Genomic DNA, 15464 nt, shown 5'->3' with positions numbered 1-15464 from the left:
TATCAAACAATTCGACTCTGACCCCAATTGGATTGCAAGAACCTGCAAGCATTCACAATGAGGATCAGAGTCGAATTAAGTGACAACTTTAATTAGGGACATTGCAAATTAATTCTACTCTGACCCTAATTGGGGGTCAGCGGGTGTCGAGGGCGGCGCGGATGGTGGTGGTGAAGGTGCGGACGGCTTCCACGGCCTGGTCTGGCGGGCTGTTTTCGATTTCCTGGATGATGCGGCTGCCGATCACGACCGCGTCGGCCACTTCGGCCACCGCGCGCGCTGTCGCGCCGTCTCGGATGCCGAAGCCCACGCCGATCGGCAATTTGACGTGCTCGCGAATCGCGGCCACGCGGCGGGCGACGTCGGCGGTGTCGATGCTGCCTGAGCCTGTCACACCTTTCAGGGACACGTAGTAGCTGAAGCCGCCGCCGTATTGGGCCACTTGCTTCACCCGCTCCGTCGTCGACGTCGGGGCCAGCAGGAAAATCAGGTCCAGGCCGTTCTCGCGCATGGCCGTCGCGAACTCGGCGCATTCTTCGGGTGGATAGTCGACCACGATGGCGCCGTCGGCACCGGCTTCTTTTGCGCAGCGGATGAATTCGGCCTGGCCGATGCGTTCGATCGGGTTGGCGTAGCCCATCAGGACGACCGGGGTGTCCTTGTCGTTCTTGCGGAACTCGCGCACGAAACCGAAGACGTCTTTCAGGCCAATATTGAATTTGAGGGCGCGCTCGCAGGCGCGCTGGATGACCGGGCCTTCGGCCATCGGATCCGAGAACGGCACACCCAGTTCAAGGACGTTGGCGCCGCCCTGCACCAGGGCGTGCATGAGCGGGACGGTCAGTTCGGGGCCCGGATCGCCCGCGGTGATGAAGGTGACGAGGGCAGTTTTATTTTGCGCCTTGAGCGCGGTGAAAGTCTGTTCGATGCGGGACATGCTGTTATTCCTGTGAAGATCTGAGGTACGGTGGCTTCAGCCGTGCCAGCGCTGAAGCCCGACGAGATGCGCGGTGACGTTGACACTGAAGCCCGATTGGGCTTCAGCAAGGCCGTCAGCCGAAATCAAGCCCCATCCGCTGCGCCACCGTATGCATGTCCTTGTCGCCGCGGCCCGACAGATTGGCCAGGATGATCTGGTCCTTCGGGAGCGTTGCCGCCAGCTTCACCGCGTACGCGATCGCATGCGACGACTCGAGCGCCGGGATGATCCCTTCGATGCGGCAGCAGTCGTGGAACGCCTGCAGCGCTTCGTCATCCGTGATCGACACGTACTCGGCGCGCAGCGTGTCCTTCAGCCACGCGTGCTCCGGCCCCACGCCCGGATAATCCAGGCCGGCCGACACCGAGTGCGTCTCGATGATCTGCCCGTTCCCGTCCTGCAGCAGGTAAGTACGGTTGCCGTGCAGGACGCCCGGCAGGCCGGCCGTCAGCGAAGCCGCGTGCTTGCCCGAATCCAGGCCCTCTCCCGCCGCTTCGACGCCCACGAGCTTGACGCCCGGCTCGCCGATGTACGGATAGAAGATGCCCATGGCGTTCGAGCCGCCACCGATGCAGGCGACGACGTAGTCGGGCTGGCGCCCCGTCATGGCCGGCATCTGCACGCGGCACTCTTCGCCGATCACGGCCTGGAAGTCGCGCACCATCATCGGATACGGGTGTGGCCCGGCCACCGTGCCGATGATGTAGAAGGTATTTTCGATATTGGTCACCCAGTCGCGCATCGCTTCGTTGAGCGCATCCTTGAGCGTCTTCGAGCCCGATTCCACCGGCACCACGGTCGCGCCCAGGAGCTTCATGCGGTACACGTTCTGGGCCTGGCGCTTGACGTCTTCGCTGCCCATGTAGATCACGCATTCGAGACCGAAGCGCGCGCAGATGGTGGCCGTGGCCACGCCGTGCTGGCCGGCGCCGGTTTCGGCGATGATGCGCGGCTTGCCCATGCGCCGCGCGAGCAGCGCCTGGCCGATCACGTTGTTGATCTTGTGCGCGCCGGTGTGGTTGAGATCTTCGCGCTTGAAGTAGACCTGCGCGCCGCCGGCCAGTTCGGACCAGCGCCGCGCGTGGTACACGGGCGACGGCCGGCCGACGAAGTGGGCCAGCTCGTAGCGGTACTCTTCGAGAAATTCGGGGTCTTGCGCGTACTTCGCATAGGCCTCGCTGAGCTCGGCCAGTGCGTGCGTCAGCGTTTCGGCGACGAACGAGCCGCCGTAGGGGCCAAAGTGCCCGGCCGCGTTGGGCAAGGCGTAATCGGGGGTCTTGAACAGCGGCGCGGCGTTAGGCGCTGCCTTGTAGGGGGTGTTGTGCACGGTATGACTCGCTGAGAATGGTGGCATCGGCTGCCCGCACGGCCGCGACAAACGCGGCGATCTTGCGGGCGTCCTTGATGCCCTTCGCGGCTTCGACACCACTGCTGATGTCGACGGCAAAGGGCCGAACGCGTACCACACCGTCAGTGGTGTTGTGTACGTTCAAGCCACCACTCAAAACGACCCGAGGCGCGAGCTCTTTTGGGATGAGAGACCAATCGAAGACCTTTCCTGCGCCGCCATAAGCGTCAACGTAGGTGTCGAGCAGAAGACCCGAGAACCATGGACTGGCGGTGCGGTATGCAAGCTCGCATTCTAGCAGCGCTGCCGGCTGCGTGTCAGGCTTGATGCGAAACGCGCGCACGAACGGGCGCCGTACGGCGGCGGCTATGGCTGCGCACTGCGCCACCGTTTCGTCGCCATGAAACTGGATCAGCGCGAGCGGCATCGATGCCGCGACTTCCTGTACCTCGGCCAATGAGGGATTGACGAACAGCGCCACGCCGCTGACGAACGGCGGCAAGCCGGCGCACAACGCACCGGCGCTCGCCGGCGTGACATACCGTGGGCTCTTCGGATAGAACACGAAGCCCAACGCATCGGCGCCTGCGGCCACGGCAGCGCTCAGGTCTTCTTCGCGGGTGATGCCGCAGATTTTGATACGGGTACGGTGCATGGGATCGGTTACAGCCAGGGCAACGGCGCTACCGCTTCCTGCGGCAGCTGCCAATGAGGATCGTACTCGATTTTAGCGAAATACAGGCCGTCGGGCATGAAGGTGGGCGCGGCGACATCGCGCGAGCGGCTCTCGAGCACGTCGCGCATCCAGTCCGGCTCTTGTCGACCGAGGCCGACATACACGAGCGAACCGACGATATTGCGCACCATGTGATGCAGGAAGGCGCTGGCGCGCAGCGTGAAGACGATGATGTCGCCGTGGCGCTCGATGCGCACTTCGTGCATGTCCTTGACCGGGGTTTTGGCCTGGCAGCTCGACGCGCGAAACGCCGAGAAGTCGTGCGTACCGATCAGGTGGCGCGCGGCATCGATCATGCGCTCGACATCGAGCGGGCGGAACATCCAGCCGGCACGGTTCGACAGCAGCGCCGACGGCGTCGGGTGGTTGTAGAGCACATAGTGGTAGGTGCGCGAGCGGGCCGAGAAGCGGGCGTGGAATTCCAGCCCGTCCTCGCCCAGCGGTACCTCTTTCGCCCAGCGCACGACGATGGAGTCGGGCAGGAAGGTGTTCACCCCGCGCACCCAGGCCTGCGTCGGGCGCACCAGGTCGGTGTCGAAATGGACCACCTGCTCGATCGCGTGCACGCCGGTGTCGGTGCGGCCGGCGCAGGTGGTGGCCAGCGGCGTGCAGGCGAACTTCTCGAGCGCGATTTCAAGACGGTCCTGGACCGTATTTCGTTCCGGCTGTTTCTGGTAGCCGTTCCAACCGGTGCCGATGTACTGGACACCCAAAACAATGCGCGTCACGCCAGCAGACCTCGCATCGCGCTGGCACGGCCTACCTGCTCCGAGTTACCGCCCTTGATCACTTCGTCGAGCAGTTCGCGTGCGCCTTCCTTGTCACCGATTTCCTGGTAAGCCACCGCCAGATCGAGCTTGGTTTCCATTTCCATGTGCTCGGGCGAGAGCGGCGCCGGTGCGGCGTCGCCTGGCACAGCCGGCTCGACCGGCGCCGGCGCATCGGCAGACGCCGACGCCGGCAGATCCAGGTCGAAGTCGAGCGTGTCGAGCGAGGCGCGCTGCGGCGCCGGCTCGTCAGGCAGCTCTTCTGCCGCCGGCACTGGCGCCGGCGTATCCGGCAGGTCGAACATGTCGAACGGCTCGTCCTGGCGCGCGCTGAAATCTTTCGGCTCGGCGCCGCCCATGGCGCGCGGCTCGGCCGGTGCACCGAAGTCCATCGAATCCAGGTCGAACAGCGGATCCTCAGAGATGTTCGCGCTCGACGATGCGCGCACGGCCGGCAGCGGATCGTTCACCGGCGCCGGCGTGGCTGGCGTGACTGGCGCGCCGAAATCCATCGCATCGAGGTCGTACAGCGGATCGCTCGGCGCGGCGGCGGCGGCCGTCGGTTGCGGCGTGCTGCCCGGCAGCGGCGGCAAGCCGTCGAAGTCCTTGGCCAGGCCGGCCATGTCGACCGGGGTGGCCTGCACTTGTGGCTGCGGCGTCAGGTCGAGCGCGAAGTCGTCGCGCGTATCGGCCAGAGCGGCCGGGGTGGCCGGGGCTGGCTGCGCTGCAGGCGGCGCGTCGAAATCCATGTCGAATTCGAGGTCGTTGACGTCGGTCGACAGCGTCGATTCGGGCGTGGCTGGCGCTGCCGGCGGCAGCATGTCGAAGTCGAGATCCGGCACGGCGGTGGCGTCCGGGTCGGGACGGCTGGCCGTTGCTGGCGCAGCCGTCTCGGCGTGCGTGACAGGTTCGAACGTCAGGCCGCCAAGGTCGAAGTCAAGCGTGTTGTCGTCACTACGCGGCGCAACCGGCTCAGCCGCCGGCGCCGCAGTGCGGTCCGCGTCATCCTTCGACAGCGACATGGCAGCAGCGCCGGCCACAGCGCCGGCTGCAGCCGCGCCAGCGATGGCGCCGGCACTGGAACCAGCACTGGCGCCAGCTGCCGGCTCATCGCCACGCAGCGCTTCCTGGTACTGCTGCGACAGGATCGCCTGCTGGCTGCGTTCCTGTGCCGACGGTGCTTGCGCCGGCGCCGGTGCGGCGTTTGCATACAGCGAATTTTGCGGATCGATGCCCAGGCCCAGTGCCGCCGCTTGCGCCCATTCGTCGCCCTGGCCGTTCGTCAGCGCATGCAGTTCGCGCGCCTGGACTTCAAAGGCGCGCGCATCCTTGCGCGTGGCGTAAATCTCGAGCAGCTTCAGACGTACCGGATGACGGTCCGGATGCGTGCGCAGCGCTTCCTTCAGGATCTCTTCGGCCTGTGCATCGCGACCGTAGGCGATGTACACATCGGCTTCGGCGACCGGATCGACTTCATTGGTGTCGAGCTGGCTGGCCGATGGCGCGAAGCTCGAGTTGAAGACGCTGTTGTTGGTGTCGACGCTCTGGCCGCCGCTTTCGGCGAACAGCGACTGGGTGCTGGCGCCCTGCCCGCCCAGCACCGACGGTTCGGTCGGCACAGGCTTGACCGGCGCGGCATTGCGCTTGCGCCGCTGGGCAATGCCGAACAAGACCAGCAGCAGCAACAGGATCGCCGCAGCGATGTAGAGCATATTGTCCAGCAGCGTGTCGACCAGGCCTTTCTCGGGCTCCGGCGCAGGCACCGGCTTTTTCAGGCGTGGATGCGTGACCGGTTTGGCCGGCGCGGCGACGACAGGCGCCGTCGCAGCCTGCCCGGCCGCTGCGCCCGCGCTGCTCGGCACCGTCATCAGGTTTTCGAGTTCGCCGACGTTCTTTTCGAGTTCCTTGACGCGCGCTTCGGCCTGCTCGAGTTCGCGTTGCTTGGCCAGCGTGTCTTCGACGCTGGCGGTGCCGTCCTGCGGCGTGCCGGCAGTGCCGGGCGTGGCCTTCGACAGGCGCAGCTTGTCCTGCGCTTCGTTGGCGGCGGTGGCTTGTTCTTCGACACGCGCAGACACGCGCCCGGTGGCGCTCTGGCCGCCTTGCGGTGCGCTGCTCGGGGTGCTGGCGGCCACCTGCCCGGCGAGCTTGTTGCGGTAGGCGTCGAAGTCGGCCGCATGCGCGACGACCACGCCGCGCGCTTCGCCCTGGCTCGCGCCGCCGCGCAGCGCATCGCTATCGGGCACACTGAGGATCTGGCCCGACTTCAGGCGGTTCATGTTGTTGCCGATGAAGGCGTCGGGATTGGCGCGGTACAGCGCCACGAGCATCATGTCGAGCGAGATCTCGGCTGGCTTGACGCGGGTGGCGATGCCACTGAGCGTATCGCCGCGACGCACGCGGTAGGTGCTCTCGGCGGCAGCTGCATCGCGCTGCGCGGCCTGGCGCTGGGCGCCTTCGCGTGCAGCAGCGACGCGGGCCCGCTCGGCCGCATCCGACGCGGGGGCGGCGGGAGCAGCAGCAGGCTGCGAGCTCGCGCGCGGGGCCGGGGTGCTGGCCACCTGCGCCGGCTGCGTCGTGCGCAGTTCGGCCGGATCGAGCAGGAACGTGTACTCGCGCACGAGGCGGCCGTTATTCCAGGTCAGCTCGAGCAGCATGTCGACGTACGGCTCGTTCAGCGGCTGGCTCGAATTGACGCGGATGATCTGGCGGCCGGCGCGCTGCTCGACGGCGAAGCGCAGCGACAGCAGCGCCGGATTGAAGTCGATGTTGGCGGTGCGGAAGGCGTCGGGCGAGGCGAGCTTGACAGCCATGCTGGCCGGATCTTCGCCGGGGCTGGTCGTCAGTTCGATCTCGGCGCGTAGCGGCTGTCCAAGTGCTGACAATACGGTCAGTTTTCCAAGCCCGGCCGCGCTGGCGGCGGAAGTGACAAACACTGCGCCGGCGATCGCCGCAGTGAGGGTTTTCAACGCAGGTGCCATGAGCTTAGATTGTTCCGAAAAATGCATAGTGAGCAGCGAGTTAGTTGGCCGAGGGAAAGACGGTTTCCCGGAGTCTCAACATAACATCATGCTCTAGGGCATGCAAGCGATGCGCACGTTTACAGCAGGTAGAACGGTGTGTTTTGTGGCCTGGAAGACATGTCCGCGCGGGGTTCGATAACTACCGGACATGTGAGTTGCAGTTAATACAATCGGTGATAACGCATGATCTACAACGGGCCAGCTGCAAGGCAACCGGCCCGAAACGCAGCGGTTTTAACGCTCCAGCACGATACGCAGCATGCGGCGCAGCGGCTCGGCTGCGCCCCACAGCAGCTGGTCGCCCACCGTAAACGCCGACAGGTAATCGTCGCCCATCGACATCTTGCGCAGGCGGCCCACCGGGATGGTCAGCCCGCCCGTGACGGCCGCCGGCGACAGGTCGCGCATCGACGCTTCGCGGTTGTTCGGCACGACTTTCGTCCACTGGTTGTGCGAGGCGATGATGTCGGTGATCTCGTCGAGCGGCACATCCTTGGTGAGCTTGATCGTCAGCGCCTGCGAGTGGCAGCGCATCGCGCCGATGCGCACGCACAGGCCATCCACTGGGATCGGTTTCGCGTCGAAGCCCGCGCCGCGGCCCAGGATCTTGTTGGTCTCGGCGCCGGCCTTCCACTCTTCTTTCGACTGGCCGTTGCCCAGGTCCTTGTCGATCCACGGGATCAGGTTGCCGGCCAGCGGCACGCCGAACTGCTTCGTTTCGTCAGCCGTCAAACCATGCTGGGTGGCCAGCACGGTGCGGTCAATCTCGAGGATGGCCGATGCGGGGTTGTCCAGCAGCGGCTTGATTGCGCTGTTGATCGTGCCGAACTGGGTGAGCAGTTCGCGCATGTGCTGCGCGCCGCCGCCCGATGCCGCCTGGTAGGTCATGGACGTCATCCACTCGACCAGGCCCGCTTCGAACAGGCCGCCCAGGCCGATCAGCATGCACGACACGGTGCAGTTACCGCCAATGTAGTTCTTCACGCCGCGCGACAGTGCGGCGTCGATCACAGCGCGGTTGACCGGGTCGAGCACGATGACGGCGTCGTCGTTCATGCGCAGGGTCGATGCGGCGTCGATCCAGTAGCCGTTCCAGCCGGCCGCGCGCAGTTGCGGGAACACCTCGCTCGTGTAGTCGCCACCCTGGCAAGAGATGATGATCTCGCATTTGGAAAGCTCGGCGATGTCGCTCGCGCTCTTCAAGGTAGTTTCATTCTTCGCCATCGCCGGCGCGGCGCCGCCCGGGTTCGACGTCGTGAAGAACACCGGCTCGATGTGGTTGAAATCGCCCTCTTCCTGCATGCGCTGCATCAGGACCGAGCCAACCATGCCGCGCCAACCTACCAGACCAACTAATTTCATCATCTTCTCTCAGTGTGATTAAAACTTTTATCCGAGCGCCGCAAGCACCGCGTTGCCCATTTCTTCGGTGCCCACGCGCGTGGACCCTGCTTCGTGAATGTCCGGCGTGCGCAGGCCATCGGCCAGCACGCGCTTGACGGCGTTGTCGATGCGATCCGCCTGTTCGGTCAGGCCAAAGGTAAAGCGCAGCATCATCGCGGCCGACAAGATGGTGGCCAACGGATTGGCCACGCCCTGCCCTGCGATATCGGGCGCCGAACCGTGCGACGGCTCGTACAGGCCCTTGTTATTCGCGTCGAGCGAGGCCGATGGCAGCATGCCGATCGAACCGGTCAGCATCGCGGCGGCGTCCGACAGGATATCGCCGAACATATTGCCGGTCACGAGAACATCGAATTTTTTCGGGGCGCGCACCAATTGCATGGCCGCGTTATCGACGTACATGTGATCGAGTTCGACATCGGCGTAGTCCTTGTGGACGTCGGTCACGATGTCGCGCCAGAACTGGCCCGTCTCGAGCACGTTGGCCTTGTCGACGCTGGTCACGCGCTTGTCGCGTTTTTGCGCGGCCTGGAACGCCACGTGGGCGATGCGGCGGATTTCGCCTTCGGCATAGCGCATCGTGTCGAAGCCTTCGCGCTGGCCCTTGAACGGGCCATCCGGGCATTCGCGCACGCCGCGCGGCTTGCCGAAGTAGATGTCACCAGTGAGCTCGCGGATGATCAAGATATCCAGGCCCGATACCACTTCGGGCTTGAGGGTCGAGGCGCCGGCCAGTTCCGGATACAGGATCGCCGGACGCAGGTTGGCGAACAGGCCCAGTTCGCGGCGCAGGCCCAGGATGGCCTGCTCGGGGCGCAGCGCGCGCTCGAGCGTGTCGTACTTGTAGTCGCCGACGGCGCCGAACAGCACCGCGTCGGCTTCTTTCGCCAGCTTGAGCGTGCCATCGGGCAGCGGGTGGCCGTGCGCGGCGTAGCCGGCGCCGCCGACCTGCGCGGTTTCCATCTCGAACGGCTCGCCGAGCGCGTTCAGTACCTTGACCGCCTGGGCGGTGATCTCCGGGCCGATGCCGTCACCCGGCAGGATCGCAATCTTCATGCTTGTCTTTCTGGTTCTGAGCCGCGATCAGATCGCGTTGGCCAGCCACGGCTGGGCCGCGATATGGCGTTGTTCGAAGGCGCGGATCTCGTCCGCGTGACGCAGCGTCAGGCCGATATCGTCCAGGCCGTTAAGCAGGCAGTACTTGCGGAAGTCGTCGATGGCAAAGCCGAACGACAGGCTGCCATCATGGCTGCCGATACGCTGCTGTTCGAGGTCGATCGTCAGCCGGAAACCCGGCTGGCGTTCAACAGCCTGGAACAGCACTTCGACGTCGTCCTCGGTCAGCGCGATCGGCAGCAGGCCGATCTTGAAGCAGTTGTTGAAGAAGATGTCGGCGAAGCTCGGCGCGACGACGGCGCGAAAACCAAACTGCTGCAGCGCCCACGGCGCGTGCTCGCGCGACGAGCCACAGCCAAAGTTCTTGCGCGTCAGCAGAATCGAAGCGCCGGCGTATTCCGGCTTGTTCAGCACGAAGTCCGGATTGACGGGGCGCGCGCTGCAATCCTGGCCCGGCTCGCCGTGGTCGAGATAGCGCCACTCGTCGAACAGGTTCGGGCCGAAGCCGGTGCGCCGGATCGACTTGAGGAACTGCTTCGGAATGATGGCGTCGGTATCGACGTTGGCGCGGTCGAGCGGCGCCACCAGGCCTTCGTGTACGGTGAATTTATCCATCTTGTCGGTCGATCCTATTTGCCGCCGGCGCCGGTCACGACCTGGCCGACTTTCGAGACATCGCGGCCGAAGCCCGAGATGGTGTTGCAGCCGGCCAGCAGGATGGCCACGAGAGAGAATGCGAGAGCTTTTTTCATGATGTCCTGGTTAGAAGAAATAGCCGATGCGCCTAGACGCATCAGAGCGCGCGTACGTCGACAAAGTGCCCCGCGATGCCCGCGGCGGCAGCCATCGCCGGCGAGACCAGGTGCGTACGGCCGCCCTGGCCCTGGCGGCCTTCGAAGTTGCGGTTCGAAGTCGACGCGCAGCGCTCGCCAGGCTCGAGCCGGTCGGCGTTCATCGCCAGGCACATCGAGCAGCCCGGCTCGCGCCATTCAAAACCGGCGGCCAAAAAGATCTGGTCGAGGCCTTCGCGCTCGGCTTGTTCCTTCACCAGGCCGGAACCCGGCACGACCATCGCCAGCTTCACGTTCGGCGCGCGCTGACGGCCACGCACGACGTCGGCGGCCGCGCGCAAGTCTTCGATGCGCGAATTGGTGCACGAACCGATGAACACCTTGTCGATCGCCACTTCGTCGATCGGCGTGTTCGCCGTCAGGTCCATGTAGACCAGCGCTTTTTCAATGGCGCCGCGGCGCACCGGATCGAGTTCATCGAGGGGATCGGGCACGCGGCCATCGATCGCGATGACCATCTCGGGCGAGGTGCCCCAGGTGACCTGCGGCTGGATGTCTTGCGCGTCCAGTTCGACGACGGTGTCGAAGGTGGCGCCATCGTCAGTGTGCAGCGTGCGCCAGTAGGCCACGGCTTGTTCCCACTGGTCGGCTTTGGGCGACAGCGGGCGGTCCTTGACGTAGGCGATCGTGGTGTCGTCGACTGCCACCATGCCGGCGCGTGCGCCCGCTTCGATCGCCATATTACAGACCGTCATGCGGCCTTCCATCGACAGCGCGCGGATCGCCGAACCACCGAATTCGATGGCGTAGCCGGTGCCGCCGGCGGTGCCGATGCGGCCGATCACGGCCAGCACGATGTCCTTGGCGGTCACGCCCGGACGCAGGCTGCCTTCGACCTTGACCAGCATCGATTTCGACTTCTTGGCCAGCAGGGTTTGCGTGGCCAGCACGTGCTCGACTTCCGAGGTGCCGATGCCGTGCGCCAGGCAGCCGAAGGCGCCGTGGGTCGACGTGTGCGAGTCGCCGCAGACGACCGTCATGCCTGGCAGCGTTGCGCCCTGCTCCGGCCCGATCACGTGCACGATGCCCTGGCGCTTGTCGTTCATGTTGAAGTACGTGAGACCGAAGGCCTTGGTGTTGGCGTCGAGCGTCTCGACCTGCAGGCGCGAGGTCGGATCGAGGATGCCCTGGGCGCGGTCGGTGGTCGGCACGTTATGGTCGGCCACGGCCAGGTTGGCCGAGACACGCCATAGTCCACGGCCAGCGTCGCGCAAGCCGTCAAAGGCTTGCGGGCTGGTCACTTCGTGTACCAGGTGCCGGTCGATATACAGGACGGTGGTGCCATCGGCGTCGGCACGCACGACATGGGAATCCCAGAGTTTGTCGTAGAGCGTTTTTTGCATGGTCAGTCCAATGATGCGGTATGTGGTCGCACAGGAGTGCGCGCGGCCGCCAGGACAGGTTTCCAGGCGACCGGGTTTTCGATTATGCCATAGTTGTGCAGTGCCGCACCATGCCGGGGCGACGCACGTTTATGCCAATGACATTAACATGTGGCAAATAATGTTTGCAAGTATTTTGCTATATGCAAATAAAAAAAGCCCGCGTCAATGACACGGGCTTTTCTCTGCGCTTTTGCCGGACAGCGCACCGCCGTTCGTTCTTGCAGCGGCTTATGCCGCCAAGCGCACGCTGCTGCGGCAGCCGTCCATCAGGAACGACAGGCCCACAACCAGCACCAGCTCGCCTTCGGCCGAGCGCGCCGTGCCGGTGATGCCTTCGACCGTCAGCGCGGTCATCGGCTTGATCACCAGGTCGGCCGTGCCATCCACTGCTTCCATCGCCAGGATGTATGGCTGCGGTGCATTGATGACGATGCCCACTTTTTCGGAGCCGGCCTCGTAGCCCAGCGCCAGCGCCAGCGAGCGCACCGGCAGTGGCCGGCCCTGGTCCTTGAGGACCGGGGCGCCGCCGACGCAGGCGAAATCGTCCGGCAGCTCGACCACGCGCTCGACGACGGCCATCGGCAGCGCCAGTTGCGCGCCCGAGGTCGACACCAGCATGGTCGGCACGATCGACAGTTCAATCGGCAGGCGAATCGCAAAGCGCGTGCCCTTGCCCATTTGCGATTCGATGCGGATGGCGCCGCGGTTCTTCTCGACCGCGGTCTTGACCACGTCCATGCCCACGCCACGGCCCGACACCGAAGAAGCCACTTCCTTGGTCGAGAAGCCCGGCAGGAACACCAGCTGGTACGCGTCTTCGTCGCTCTGGGCGCCGTTTTCGCCGATCAGGCCTTTGCTGATGGCGATCTTGCGCAGGCGGGTCGGGTCCATGCCCTTGCCGTCATCCTGCAGCACGATCATGACGCTGTTGGCTTCTTGCCAGGCTTTCAGCAGGATGTAAGCCTTGGCCGGCTTGCCGTTGGCGACGCGGTCGGCAGGCGATTCGACACCGTGGTCCAGTGCGTTGCGCAGCATGTGCACCAGTGGATCGTACAGGCTGTCCACGACGACGCGGTCGACTTCGGTTTCGGCGCCTTCGATGGTCAGTTCGACGTCCTTGCCCAGGTCTTTCGCCAGCTCGCGCACGAGGCGGGGGAACTTCTGGAACAGGCGGCCCACCGGCTGCATGCGGGTTGCCAGCGTGGCGCGCTGCAGTTCGGCCGAGTAGCGCGAGGCCCGTTCCAGCGTTTCGGCCAGCGTCGCGATCAGGGTCGCGGCCTGGCCTTCGAACTTGAATTGCTGCAGGCGCTCGAGCAGCACGGCGGCCTGGTTGGCGGCCTGCACCGATTCGCCTGCCACTTCGAGCAGCGCGTCGAGCTTGACCGCGTCAATGCGGATGCTTTCATCCTTGGCCGGTGCACTGGCGACCGGCTTGGCCTCGTTGCGGCGCTCGGTGCCATCCCAGCCTTTGCCGGCGGCTGCGGCCGGGGTGGCGACCGCCGTTGCCGGGCTTTCTGCTACCGGCGCGGGTGCAGCGTGTGCGACCACTGGCGCGGCAGCGGATGCGGCCGGCGCGCCGGCAATGGCGTTTGCAGCCGGGACCACGGCGTTGTACATGCCGATCCAGTCCAGGCCATCGTTGCCGGCGGCGGGCGCCGCTGCGGCCACGGCTGGCGCCACTGGCGCGGCCGCGACGGGCGCTGCAACTGGCGCTGGCGCGCTGTTGCCCTTGCCTTCGATCGCATCCATCAGGATGCGCTCGAGGTCGGCCGGCATCTGCGCCAGGCCTTCCGGTGGCGTGCCGTTGTTCAGGTCACCCAGTTGATCGGCCACGAAGCCCGACGCCTGCAGCGCCGCTTCGATCGCGATCGGCGTGACCGGCGCGGCGCCTGTGCGCAGCGCATCGAACAGGTTTTCGGTCAGGTGGCAGGCCGCGACCAGTGCGGGCAGGCCCATGAAGCCAGCGCCGCCCTTGATCGTGTGGAACGACCGGAACACCGCGTTCAGGGTTTCCTTGTTGTCAGGATCGCGTTCGAGGCGCAGCAGGTGCTCTTCTACGTTTACCGCCAGATCCATCGCCTCGACGACGAAATCCTTCAGCATATCGTCCATTAGAATCCCAGATCGGCAAGAAGATCGTCAACGTTGTCCTGGTTCAGCGCCGCATCCGGCACCGAAGGCCCTTGCATCAGCGGTTCGGGTGCGGCCTGCTTCTGCGCCAGCTTTTCCTTCACGTCCGGCGGCGCATTGTCGCGCAGCAGCTGGGCCAGCTCGCCCTCGACCGTCTGCGTGATCTTGACCACTTTCTTGATCAGCTGACCCGTGATGTCCTGGAAGTCTTGCGCCATCATGATTTCGAGCAGGCGGGCTTTTTCGGCCTCGGTGGCCGCCGTCACGCTGGTGGCGAACTGGCGCGAATCGCCGGCCAGCGCCTTGAATTCGTCCAGGCTCAGCTTGCCGTCAAACAGGTCGGCCCAGCGCAGTTCCATGTCCTTGGACTGCTTCGACAGCAGATCCTGGGCCGGCATGCCTTCGTCGAGGGTGTTCAGGACCTTGTTGGCGGCCTGTTCGGTCAGGGTGGCGACGTATTCGAGGCGGTCTTGCGCATCGACGATCTGCGACGAGGCTTCGTTGAGCGCCTTGTCGTAGCCCAGCTCTCGCAGCGAATCGTGCAGCAGGCGCACGATGCCGCCGAGGCGCTCGAACATGCCGCCATTTTCGCTGCCATCGTCGCTGGCAGATGCAGCGTGGGCGGCAGGCGCGGCGGCGGCGGCAGGTGCAGCCGTCGGTGCAGCTGCAGGTGCAGCCGCCGGGGCAGCCGATGCGGCGCTGGCCGACACCTGGTCGAACAGCGAGTCGAGGTCGTCTTCGTCATTGCTGGCGGCGGCTGCCGGAGCAGGCGCGGGGGCAGCAGGACTTGGCGCAGCGCTGGTGCGCTGCGCCGCCACTTCCTCGAATAGTGCGTCGAAATCGTCAGCGGCGTTGGTCATAATCCCTGCTTCTCCATAATATAAATTCGCAATCAGCTCTGCAATACTGGGGGTGCTGCGTCCATCGGGCGGCCGTTTCCGGGTCCATCAATGGGACTGGTGTTGCCTGCGAGTGTAGCAGCGTGGTTGCCGTAGGTAAATCTCAGAGAGGGCAATGCAACAAAATGGGCTTGGAAACTTAGTACCGCGACAATTAAAACGTGTAATTCCTGATCGTTTACATATGATTGGTGTTGTATTTTGTGATCTCGCCGTTGTTTTCCATGAGAAAGTGTCGCATCCGGACGGTCACATGACGTTTGAGCGAACTCAACACTTTGCGTTTTCAACATGCGCCATTCGGCATACTGTTGTCAGAATGGGGATGACCTGAGGAGTATCATCATGTATAGAAAAATTCTGGTTACTACCGACGGGTCCGCCGTCTCTCAGCACACGGCTTGCGCGGGCGTCAAGTTCGCTCAGCAGTTGGGCGCCGAAGTGCTGGCCCTGTTCGTCGCACCCGACTACCAGTATCCAGTGTATGTCGAAATCATCCCGCCTTCCTATCCCAGCGAAGAAGAATACGTGGCGCAAATGCATCGCATGGGTGAGGAATACATGAGCAAGATCACGCGCTCGTGCGCCACCGCCAATCTGGCGCACCGGTGCATGACAACCTTCTCCGACTCGCCGGCGCTCAAGATCGTCGCCGTCGCCGAAGAGGAAGGCTGCGACCTGATCTTCATGGGCTCGCACGGCCGCTCTGGCTGGAACCAGTTATTACTCGGCAGCGTCACGAACAAAGTGTTGTCGCACACGACCAAGCCGGTACTGGTGCACCGCCTGATCGTCGAACCCGTAGTCTAGATCGAGCAAAAACGATGTG

The 15464-nt window shown here is 64.7% G+C and carries 13 protein-coding genes; 1 reads left to right on the top strand and 12 read right to left on the bottom strand.

From position 1 onward, the window contains the following. Positions 1-136: 136 nt before the first annotated feature. The 12 genes from trpA to AB2N08_RS11270 form a co-directional block, all read right to left on the bottom strand. On the bottom strand, positions 137-937 hold the full coding sequence (trpA, locus tag AB2N08_RS11325) for a tryptophan synthase subunit alpha (RefSeq protein WP_367610748.1): 801 nt from the start codon (positions 935-937) through the stop codon (positions 137-139). A 115-nt stretch (positions 938-1052) separates the two neighbouring features. After that, complete coding sequence (gene trpB / locus AB2N08_RS11320) at positions 1053-2333, bottom strand: tryptophan synthase subunit beta (protein ID WP_370662413.1); 1281 nt, start codon at positions 2331-2333, stop codon at positions 1053-1055. Then, positions 2275-2982 carry a phosphoribosylanthranilate isomerase gene (locus AB2N08_RS11315; protein WP_367610746.1) on the bottom strand — a complete coding sequence of 236 codons (708 nt, stop codon included), beginning with the start codon at positions 2980-2982 and terminating at the stop codon, positions 2275-2277. The genes trpB and AB2N08_RS11315 overlap by 59 nt, the downstream gene beginning before the upstream one ends. An 8-nt stretch (positions 2983-2990) precedes the next feature. Beyond that, entirely contained in the window at positions 2991-3791 is an 801-nt protein-coding gene (gene truA, locus AB2N08_RS11310; RefSeq protein ID WP_367610745.1) for a tRNA pseudouridine(38-40) synthase TruA, read from the bottom strand. Next, entirely contained in the window at positions 3788-6796 is a 3009-nt protein-coding gene (locus AB2N08_RS11305) for a FimV/HubP family polar landmark protein (protein WP_367610744.1), read from the bottom strand. Before AB2N08_RS11305 ends, truA begins: the two co-directional genes overlap by 4 nt. A 288-nt stretch (positions 6797-7084) precedes the next feature. Then, on the bottom strand, positions 7085-8212 hold the full coding sequence (asd, locus tag AB2N08_RS11300) for an aspartate-semialdehyde dehydrogenase (protein ID WP_367610907.1): 1128 nt from the start codon (positions 8210-8212) through the stop codon (positions 7085-7087). A 27-nt stretch (positions 8213-8239) separates the two neighbouring features. Then, positions 8240-9310: a 3-isopropylmalate dehydrogenase gene (gene leuB, locus AB2N08_RS11295; RefSeq protein WP_367610743.1), complete on the bottom strand. Its 1071-nt coding sequence runs from the start codon at positions 9308-9310 to the stop codon at positions 8240-8242. 27 nt (positions 9311-9337) lie between these two features. Beyond that, positions 9338-9985 carry a 3-isopropylmalate dehydratase small subunit gene (gene leuD, locus AB2N08_RS11290; RefSeq protein WP_367610742.1) on the bottom strand — a complete coding sequence of 216 codons (648 nt, stop codon included), beginning with the start codon at positions 9983-9985 and terminating at the stop codon, positions 9338-9340. A 14-nt stretch (positions 9986-9999) separates the two neighbouring features. Next, positions 10000-10122, bottom strand: a complete 123-nt coding sequence (locus AB2N08_RS11285) for an entericidin A/B family lipoprotein (RefSeq protein WP_367610741.1) — start codon at positions 10120-10122, stop codon at positions 10000-10002. Between the two features lie 41 nt (positions 10123-10163). Further along, positions 10164-11564 (bottom strand): 3-isopropylmalate dehydratase large subunit, encoded by a 1401-nt coding sequence (leuC, locus tag AB2N08_RS11280; protein WP_367610740.1) that lies wholly within the window; start codon positions 11562-11564, stop codon positions 10164-10166. A 270-nt stretch (positions 11565-11834) separates the two neighbouring features. After that, positions 11835-13718 (bottom strand): chemotaxis protein CheA, encoded by a 1884-nt coding sequence (locus AB2N08_RS11275; protein WP_367610739.1) that lies wholly within the window; start codon positions 13716-13718, stop codon positions 11835-11837. Beyond that, entirely contained in the window at positions 13718-14596 is an 879-nt protein-coding gene (locus AB2N08_RS11270) for a protein phosphatase CheZ (RefSeq protein ID WP_367610738.1), read from the bottom strand. The genes AB2N08_RS11275 and AB2N08_RS11270 overlap by 1 nt, the downstream gene beginning before the upstream one ends. 384 nt (positions 14597-14980) lie before the next feature. On the opposite strand from AB2N08_RS11270, the gene AB2N08_RS11265 reads away from it, so the two are divergent. Continuing rightward, positions 14981-15445: a universal stress protein gene (locus AB2N08_RS11265; RefSeq protein ID WP_367610737.1), complete on the top strand. Its 465-nt coding sequence runs from the start codon at positions 14981-14983 to the stop codon at positions 15443-15445. Positions 15446-15464: the final 19 nt, after the last annotated feature.

Origin of the sequence: Massilia aurea (assembly GCF_040790145.1) — a bacterium.
GTDB lineage: Bacteria > Pseudomonadota > Gammaproteobacteria > Burkholderiales > Burkholderiaceae_D > Telluria > Telluria aurea_C.
Note: the sequence above shows the minus strand (reverse complement) of the source record. Positions and strands in the feature narration are given on the sequence as shown.